The organism is Burkholderia sp. E168m23, from assembly GCF_016586125.1.
GTDB classification, from domain to species: Bacteria; Pseudomonadota; Gammaproteobacteria; order Burkholderiales; family Burkholderiaceae; genus Burkholderia; species Burkholderia orbicola.
This window is the reverse complement of sequence record NZ_BCPP01000214.1, coordinates 1-8,225: the sequence shown is the minus strand read 5'-3', so window position 1 is coordinate 8,225 and position 8,225 is coordinate 1. Positions and strand designations below refer to the sequence as shown.

General features: G+C 66.3%; 8 protein-coding genes and 1 pseudogene. 4 read left to right on the top strand and 5 right to left on the bottom strand.

What is annotated here, in order from left to right:
- Positions 1-357 (bottom strand): annotated as a pseudogene (locus JMF90_RS13550) (MFS transporter); the annotation flags it as partial.
- Positions 358-714: 357 nt separating this feature from the next.
- Here JMF90_RS13550 and JMF90_RS13545 point away from each other — a divergent pair.
- Entirely contained in the window at positions 715-1,842 is a 1,128-nt protein-coding gene (locus tag JMF90_RS13545) for a 4-hydroxyphenylpyruvate dioxygenase family protein (protein ID WP_011547703.1), read from the top strand.
- A 158-nt stretch (positions 1,843-2,000) separates the two neighbouring features.
- On the opposite strand, the gene JMF90_RS13540 is transcribed toward JMF90_RS13545, so the two are convergent.
- The 3 genes from JMF90_RS13540 to JMF90_RS13530 all read right to left on the bottom strand — a co-directional run bounded on the left by JMF90_RS13540 (position 2,001) and on the right by JMF90_RS13530 (position 4,868).
- The gene (locus tag JMF90_RS13540; protein WP_011694736.1) at positions 2,001-3,341 is read right to left on the bottom strand and encodes a type II toxin-antitoxin system HipA family toxin; all 1,341 of its coding nucleotides are present in this window, start codon (positions 3,339-3,341) and stop codon (positions 2,001-2,003) included.
- 2 nt (positions 3,342-3,343) lie between these two features.
- Positions 3,344-3,751: a helix-turn-helix transcriptional regulator gene (locus JMF90_RS13535; RefSeq protein ID WP_011547701.1), complete on the bottom strand. Its 408-nt coding sequence runs from the start codon at positions 3,749-3,751 to the stop codon at positions 3,344-3,346.
- 451 nt (positions 3,752-4,202) lie between these two features.
- Positions 4,203-4,868, bottom strand: coding sequence for a cation diffusion facilitator family transporter (locus tag JMF90_RS13530; protein WP_011547700.1), 666 nt, complete (start codon positions 4,866-4,868; stop codon positions 4,203-4,205).
- A gap of 403 nt (positions 4,869-5,271) precedes the next feature.
- Here JMF90_RS13530 and JMF90_RS13525 point away from each other — a divergent pair, with 403 nt between their 5' ends.
- Both JMF90_RS13525 and JMF90_RS13520 read left to right on the top strand, forming a co-directional pair.
- On the top strand, positions 5,272-5,868 hold the full coding sequence (locus tag JMF90_RS13525) for a membrane protein (RefSeq protein WP_011547699.1): 597 nt from the start codon (positions 5,272-5,274) through the stop codon (positions 5,866-5,868).
- A gap of 6 nt (positions 5,869-5,874) precedes the next feature.
- Positions 5,875-6,795 carry an alpha/beta fold hydrolase gene (locus JMF90_RS13520; protein WP_011547698.1) on the top strand — a complete coding sequence of 307 codons (921 nt, stop codon included), beginning with the start codon at positions 5,875-5,877 and terminating at the stop codon, positions 6,793-6,795.
- Here JMF90_RS13520 and JMF90_RS13515 read toward each other — a convergent pair.
- A complete protein-coding gene (locus JMF90_RS13515) occupies positions 6,770-7,051 on the bottom strand; it encodes a hypothetical protein (RefSeq protein WP_011547697.1) in 282 nt (93 codons plus the stop codon). The genes JMF90_RS13520 and JMF90_RS13515 overlap by 26 nt on opposite strands.
- 414 nt (positions 7,052-7,465) lie before the next feature.
- Here JMF90_RS13515 and JMF90_RS13510 point away from each other — a divergent pair.
- Positions 7,466-8,225, top strand: a 760-nt coding sequence (locus JMF90_RS13510; RefSeq protein ID WP_201325158.1) for a DNA-binding protein, incomplete at its 3' end; no start/stop codon positions are given.

Below are 8,225 nucleotides of genomic sequence, written 5' to 3'. Positions count from 1 at the left end.
CGTCGAGAACGCCGGCAGTAGGCCGATCGCGACCGTCGACAGCCCCATCAGCATCACGGTCAGCACGAGCATCCGCTTGCGGCCGAGCCGGTCGCCGTAGTGACCGAACACGATGCCGCCGAGCGGCCGGAACAGGAAGCCGACGCCGAAGGTGGCGAACGCCGCGAGCGTGCCCATCGTCGGACTGACTTTCGGGAAAAACTCGGAATTGAACACCAGCGCGGCGACGATCCCGTACAGCAGGAAGTCGTACCAGTCGACGACGGCGCCGACGAAGCTGCCGATCGCGGCCTTGCGGGCCTGGCTGCGCGCACGGGCGCCGGCGGCGGCGTCGAGGGTGTCGAAGGTGGGGGTCATGGCGATGTCTCCTGGCACGGCGCATCGTGGATCGTGGCGGCGCCGCGTCCGATGCTGCATTGAAGTCGATGGGTGAACGGAGAATAGGGCGCGGACCGCGCGGCGGCAATTGGCCAATCGGATAAAGTGCGCGATTATCGTTCAAATCCGTGCGATTATCGAACGCTTTCCGGGTTTGCACTAGGCGGTGCGACGATATCCCGTTCGGCCGGGGTGTGCCGCCGTGAACGATCTGGTTAAAATCTGCAGCATCGACAACTCGCCCGTTCGGGGCGGAGGCGAGGCCGCCACATCGGCCGCGCATGCCGCACGCGACAGGCCCGATTCCCCATCGACCGCATGCCCCCGGAGACTGGAATGCCCGGCAATTCCCACCCCTTGTCCAGCGATACGCCGCCCGTCGCCGATCCGGCCGCCAATCCGCTCGGGATGGCCGGCCTCGAATTCGTCGAATTCGCGGCGCCCGTGCCGGACGCGCTCGCGCAACGCTTCGAGCAGCTTGGGTTCAAGGCGATCGCGCGGCACGTCAGCAAGAACGTCACGTTGTACCGGCAGGGGCAGATGCATTTCCTGATCAACGCCGAGCCCGATTCGTTCGCCGCGCGCTATGCGGAGGAGTACGGGATGGGCGTCTGCGCGATCGGGCTGCGGGTGGCGAATGCCCGGCGCGCGTTCGAACGCGCGATCCAGCTCGGAGCATGGGCGTTCGAAGGCGAAAAGGTCGGCGTCGGCGAGCTGAAGATCCCTGCCATCCAGGGCATCGGCGATTCGCACCTGTATTTCGTCGACCGCTGGCGCGGGCGGGACGGCCAGCGCGGCGGCGTCGGCGACATCTCCATCTTCGACATCGATTTCCGGCCGATCGACATCGCGACCGCGCATACCGATCTCGACTGCGCGGGCGTCGGCCTGCAGCAGGTCGACCACTTCACGCAAACGGTCGGCGCGGGACGGATGCAGGAGTGGCTGGATTTCTACCACGACCTGCTGCATTTTCGCGAGATCCACCAGATCGACGCGCACTGGCATGTGTCGGAGGAATCGCGCGTAATGGTGTCGCCGTGCGGCGCGGTCCGGATTCCGGTCTACGAGGAAGGCACGCGGCGTACCGACCTGATGCATGCGTACCTGCCCGACCATCCGGGCGAGGGCGTGCAGCACGTCGCGCTGGCCACCGACGACATCCTGTCGTGCGTCGATGCCCTGCGCGCGAACGGCGTCGAGTTCATCGAGCCGCCTGCACGCTATTACGACGACGTCGATGCGCGGCTGCCCGCGCATGGTGTCGATCTCGACGCGCTGCGCCGCCGCGCGGTGCTGGTCGACGGCGAGATCGGCAGCGACGGCGTGCCGAGGCTGTTCTTCCAGACCTTCGTCAAACGCCGCCCCGGCGAGATTTTCTTCGAGATCGTGCAGCGCAAGGGGCACCACGGGTTCGGCGAGGGCAACCTCGCGGCACTCGCCCGCGCGCGCGACGCCGGGTGAACGATCTGCGCCGGCGGCCGGCAAGCGGTTCGGCGCGGGGGCATTCGATGTCCGTATCTGCGACGACGTAACTGCTTCGATCCTGTCAGGGCTACCCGTCGACCAAGGGTCGAAGTACTGCAGCAAAGACCGACAGCCCGTCGCGGCCGGTCGATTCATCACGCCGGATCGGCCGCCGCGAGGTTGCGGCTTTGCCGACGCATGCCCGCGAAGATCGCGTCTGCCACGTCCGCGGGAAAGTCCGGCGGGATCTGCGCGGCGGCTTCGGCAATCGCGGGCTCCGTCCGTGCTGCGACGGCCGCCATCGCGGCCCGCACATTGTCTTCGGTCAGGCCGACACGACGGCCCTGTGCGATCCAGTGGCGCGGCTGGATTTCACCGATCACGTAGTGCCGGTTCTTCCCGCAGACGGCCATCGCCAGGCGGGCGCGGCGCGGCGGGATCTGGTTGCGGCGCGTACCGATGATCGGATGCGCGGACAGCACGTCGTACAGCGGCGTGCTGCGATATGCATTACCGGGCAGGTGCGCGATGCTGAAGTTCTTCGCGTGGCCGTCGATCGCCGCCAACACCCAGAATACAAGCTGTGCGACGAAGAAATTCATCCGGTCGCGCGAAGCGTCGGCCGAATTCGCGAGGATGCCCATGATCGTCTCGATGCCGGGGCCGCCGTCCGTTTCGTATTTCGCCCCCGACGGCGTGCCGGTCGCCTGACACATGTCCTCCTGCGGCAGCCGCAGGATCCACGAGCCGTCGCGCGACGGGCGACGGTCGAAGCGCTCGACGATGAGTGCCTTCTGATCGTCGAACCGGCCGATTTCGCACGGCGCGACCGACAGGCCGTACGCGGCGACAAGCTTCGAGCACAACCATTCGTTTTCGACGGACGTGCGCATGTCGGCCTGCATGTTGCCGACGCGCCCGAGCGGCAGCTTGAAGATGTGGGTCGTCGGCGTGCTGCCCGACGGCCGCAGCCAGCGGTTGCGCTGACGCAGCAGCGCGGTCTTTTCCTGCGCGCCGGCAATCGACAGGCGCAGGTCGCCGTCCGGTTCTCCGCTGCCGGGCAGTGGCGTGGCGGTCGCGTGGCGCAGCACATCGGCAACGGCTGCGTCGTCGAGCGGCGCGCCTTCGATTGCCTCGAGATCGACCGGGGTCTCGTCGGGCGGCAGCATTTGAATCGCGCCGACGCAATCGCGGCCGATCGACGCGAGCAATTCGAACGGCGCTATCGATCGGAGCCGGTAACGCTGCGCGATGCGGCGGCGGATCGGCTCGCTGTCCGGCAGCAGGTTGTCGAAGTAGTCGGCCACGATCGCGCCTTGGTGCGGCTGGTTGCCGGGCGTGAAGGGCAGCGACAATGACAGTGGCCGGCCCTGGGGATCATCGAGCCAGTCCGGCAGGTAGACGAGACGCTCGACCCCGCGCCGGATTTCCCAGTAGCCGACAGGAATGCCGTTCATCCACAGGTCGAGCCGGTCGCTGCGGGCGCGTGCGACCATCGTCACCAGTCCTCCCGCTTCGAGACGCGTGGCGTGGTCCGAGTCGTCGCTGTCGGGCGCCTCCGCGCAGCGCCGACGGCGGTCCCGGTCGGGGTTTTGGCGGCCGTGGTGCCGCGCTTGCCCGCGACCGGCTTGCGGCGCGCCACCGGTTCGGCAGCGGAAGCCGAATCGGCCGCTTCCGCCGGTGCATCCCGCTCGTCGAGGCTGAGCATCATGCGAACGCCAAGCGCGTTCATCACCTTGAAAAGCCGTTCGATGCTGACCGCCGACGGGTTGGCTTCGAGCTGAGCATAAGATTGCTGGGTGATGCCGAGGCGAGCGGCCAGTTGCGCCTGCGTGAGCCCCGCGGATTTGCGGAAGCCGACGAGGATCGGACGCAACTGGGTCAGGGTCTGGACAGGAAAAGCCATCGGGCGCTCCGCGAGATGACAGGTGATCGTTTGTAATCGGAAAATACAGTCTATGACATGTATCGTCAAAATACAAACCATAGGCTGTATTAACAAAAAACAAACAATAACCTGTTACGCGGAACCCGATCGATCATCCCGCTTGCGGTTGTCGCGTACGACGCCCGCGAAGCATACGTGTGCGTCGTGGCACGCCATGCAAGACGTCCCGATACTCGATCGCGCGAAACTGTCCCATGCTGTATGCCATGGCCGTTGCTCGGCGGCACTCGTGTGGATTCTGCTCGGGAGTGTCGCGTCGTTCGGAGAGGTAGCAGCATCGATGCGTCACGCACTACATGGCGATGGCGACATCACGCAAAAGAGGCTCGCGGGATGCGAGCCTCTTCTTTATTTCCGTGCCGTCGATCAGACGTCTCGGAGCATCAACGAGCGGCTCGGCTCCCCCCGTTCACGACCCGCGCGTCGAGCGATTCGCCCAATCGGCCCGTGCCGGCCACTGCGCACAGCCGCGCCGGATGAATCCGACACCCGTGCGAATCACGAGCGCGCCGATCGCGAACGCGGCCAGATCGTCCAGCCGGCCGAAGCCGACCAGCGCCGCACTCATCGCGAGCGCCGCGAGCAACGACGACAGCGCATCGGTCCGCACGTGCCAGCCGCTTGCCTCGAGCAGCGCGGAGCCGGTCTCGCGTGCCTTGCGCAGCATCCAGTACGACAGCACGGCCTTGCCGGCGAGTGTGACGGCAACCAGCGCGAGCGCGGTCGCGCCCGGCTGCACGACGGGTGGCGTATCGAACCGGGTCGTTGCATGCCAGATCATCTGCGCGCCGGTTACGGCCAGCAACGCACCGAGGCCCGCGAGCGCGAGCGGCTCGTAAGTCGGCCGACGTGCCGGCGGCAAGCGCGCGTCGAGCCGACAGGCGACGAGGATCAGCGCATCGGCCGCCAAGTCGATCGCGGCGTGTGCGACGTCCGCGAGCAACCCCGACGAATGCGCGGACCATGCCGCCGCCGTCTCGACGGCGAGCAGCAGCAGGTTGATCGCGAGGCTGACGGCGAGGGCGCGGGACGTGGCTGCGTAAACGTGGGGCGTGGTGCGCGACGGGCGCTGCATGGCGGATCGCTTGTCGGAATCGGGGACGAGTTCGGACGTTACCGGCCGACGGTGGCACGCAAATGACAGACGAAACCACGGCGCCGGGACAGGATTCGGCGCACGACGATCCGCCGGCCGGTAACCCACCGCGCTCACCGCTTTCGATCGCGCTGAAAAAATTACAGCGCACGTTCGTTCGATAGCGAATTCAGCGGCATCGCATGACGCTGCAGCCCCATCGACGCAAGCCGCACAATGGCGTACCAAAGCGTGATGAGCGACGCTGCCGGCGTGCGGTCAGGACCGTGGTTTGCTTTCGCGACAGCCCGGCAGGTTGGCCCAGACGGCGTATCGAGGGAGTTCCTCGGCCATCGGACACCGTCAGGCGACGAAACGCATTGCCCACTCGCTTCAGCAGCCGATGCACGACAGCCAACGCCTTTCCCCGTCCGACACGATGCGTGAGTCAAGCACGATCGTCGTCAGTCGCGTCGTTCATCCGGGGCGGGAAAGGCAATTCGATCACTGGGCGCGCGAGATCGACGCGGCGGCGCGGCGTTACCCGGGGCACCTCGGAAACGTTCGCCTGAGCGATTCGAGCGGCATCAACTACCTGATTTACCGCTTCGACTCGCCGGCGCACCTGCATGCGTGGGTGTCCTCCGGGGAACGGCGAAAGCTGATTGCGAAGGGCGACGAGATATCGGACGAACATCGCGACGCCGCGGTCGGCATGGATGCGTGGTTCGCGATCGCCGGCAAGCCCGCTACACCGAAGTGGAAGACGTTTCTCGTGACGTGGCTGGCCGTCTACCCGGTCCTGCTGTCGATCACGTACCTACTGAATGCGCTCCTGCCAGCGTTGGAGCGTCCTGTCCAACTCGCGCTCAGCTCTGCGCTGCTGACCTCATCGCTGACCTGGATCATCATGCCGCTCCTCACGAGGCAACTTCGGCCATGGCTGCTCCGGGGCGTGAAACAGGTCGAGAGCCTGAGCGACCGACACAGCAACGGATGACGACCCATGCAGAATGAACCATCGATGTCAGGGATGCCGGCGCCCGGCCTGCCGGCCGGTTTCGATCGACGCTTCAGCCGACGCTACGCGCAGGTCGATGACGTGCGCCTCCATTACGTGACCGGCGGCCCGGACGACGGCGAGCTGGTGGTTCTGCTGCACGGCTGGCCGCAAACCTGGTACACGTGGCGTCACGTGATGCCGGTGCTGGCGCAAGAGGGATATCGGGTCGTCGCGGTCGACTACCGCGGCGCGGGCGAATCCGACAAGCCGCTCGGCGGCTACGACAAAGCCTCGATGGCGGGCGACATCCGCGCACTCGTTCGCCAACTCGGCGCGACGCGCATCCACCTCGTCGGCCGCGACATCGGCGTGATGGTGGCGTACGCATACGCCGCGCAACGGCCTGCCGAGATCGTGAAGCTTGCGATGCTCGACGTTCCGGTGCCGGGCACGCGCATCTGGGACGAAGCGAAGGCCCGTGCCGATCCGCAGATCTGGCATTTCGGATTGCATCAGCAGCGCGATATCGCCGAACTGCTGATTGCGGGCAAGGAGCACGCCTACATTCTCGATTTCTACAAGAAGAGGGCCCATGTCGCGTTGTCGAACGACGATATCGCCGTCTACGCCGACGCTTATGCGGCGCCGGGCGCGCTACGCGCCGGGTTCGAACTCTATCGCGCGTTCCCGCAGGACGAGACGCAGTTCAAGGCGTTCATGAAGCACAAGCTCCCGATGCCGGTGCTCGCGCTCGCCGGCGACAAGAGCAACGGCGCCAAGGAATTCGACATGGCGAAGGAACTGGCGCTGGATGTGCGCGGAGCCGTTGCGCCGAATACGGGCCATTGGCTGCCGGACGAGAATCCGGCCTTCCTGACGCGCCAGTTGCTCGATTTCTTCAGGGAGCCCGCGCCAAACCGTTGAAGGCCGCTGCCGTGACCCGTCGCGCTTCTGGCCGCCAGCGCGCGTGCTGGTTTGGTAGGGCGCGCATGGTGCTCCGCATCCGGTGCGACAGCGCGGCTTCGCCGGCGAATGTCGCGGCGCGCAGTACGGCGCGGCCATAACCGGCGTCGGACGCATCGTCCGGGATCACGTCGAATTCCGCGTGCGGCCGAATTCCGCGTGCTTCGTACGATACGCCGGCCGCATCGCGCGTCACGTGATTCGCGATGCCCATCATCCAGCCGTTATCCCACCGTTCGGCAATCCCGTCGCCAAAGCCGCCGCGGGCAACGCGCCCTGCGTGATCTGGCCGGCCGCGTCGCATGCGGCGGCGTGCGCATCACCCGCACCACCAGGTATTCGCCAGCGCCGGCCATCCGTTTTTCCATCGTTGCCCCGGCCAAGCAACGCAAAGTGGCCCGCTTCGAATCGCGCAATGTTGACGTTTTTCGAGGCGGTTGCAGCGGCGTTGTTGCTCGGCACCAAGCTGGGCGAAGGCGGGGCGGCCAACAGCACAGCGCGAAGGGCCGATATCAGACCGGGAATCTTTTATCTCGACATTATAGAAATAATGTCAAATTCAATTATTCGATTGATTGGATATTTGACGGTTTACGTTATATTATTTACGGAATTTACCTCAGAGCCCGCCATGTCCGATCTCGCCGCCGACGAATCCCGCCTGACCGCCGAAATCGAGCGTCTCAAGGCCGACTTTCCGAAAACGCGCGAGCTGTACCGCGAAGCCTGCGCACTGCTGTTCTTCCGCTTCGGCATCACGCCGACGGCGAATCGCCTGTACCAGCTCGTTCGCAAGGGCAGCATGAGCACGCCGACGGCTGTCCTCGGCGAGTTCTGGGCCGAGCTGCGGGAAAAGAGCCGGGTGCGCATCGAGCATCCGGACCTGCCGGCCGATCTGCAGGCAGCGGCCGGCGAACTGGTCGCGGCGCTGTGGAACCGGTCGAGTACCGACGCGGCCGCAGCACTCGATGCGCTGCGCGCGGAAGTCGAGGCCGAGCGGGCGGCGGCGCAAGCGGAAGTCGCGACGCTGCAGGCCGAACTGGCCCGCACCGAAACCGCGCTGGAGCAACGCACGGCCGCGCTGCTGGCCGCGCAGGTTCGCATTCAGGAACTCGAGCAGGCGAGGGCGGCGGACGATGCCTCTCACCAAGCGCTAAAAGCGGAGATCGAACGCCTGAAGGCCGACAACGCGGAGGGCGACCGCGCGCTCGCCGAGGCCCGCGCGGATTTCACCACCCAGCTCGACCGGTTGCGCGACGACGCGGGCCGCGCCGAGGAGCGCCTGCGCGCATCGGAGAAGCGGGCGCTTCAGGAAATCGACCGCGAGCGGCTCGCGGCCGCGCGCTTGCAAAAGGAACTCGACGCGGCGACATCGCGCGCGGAACAGCGCG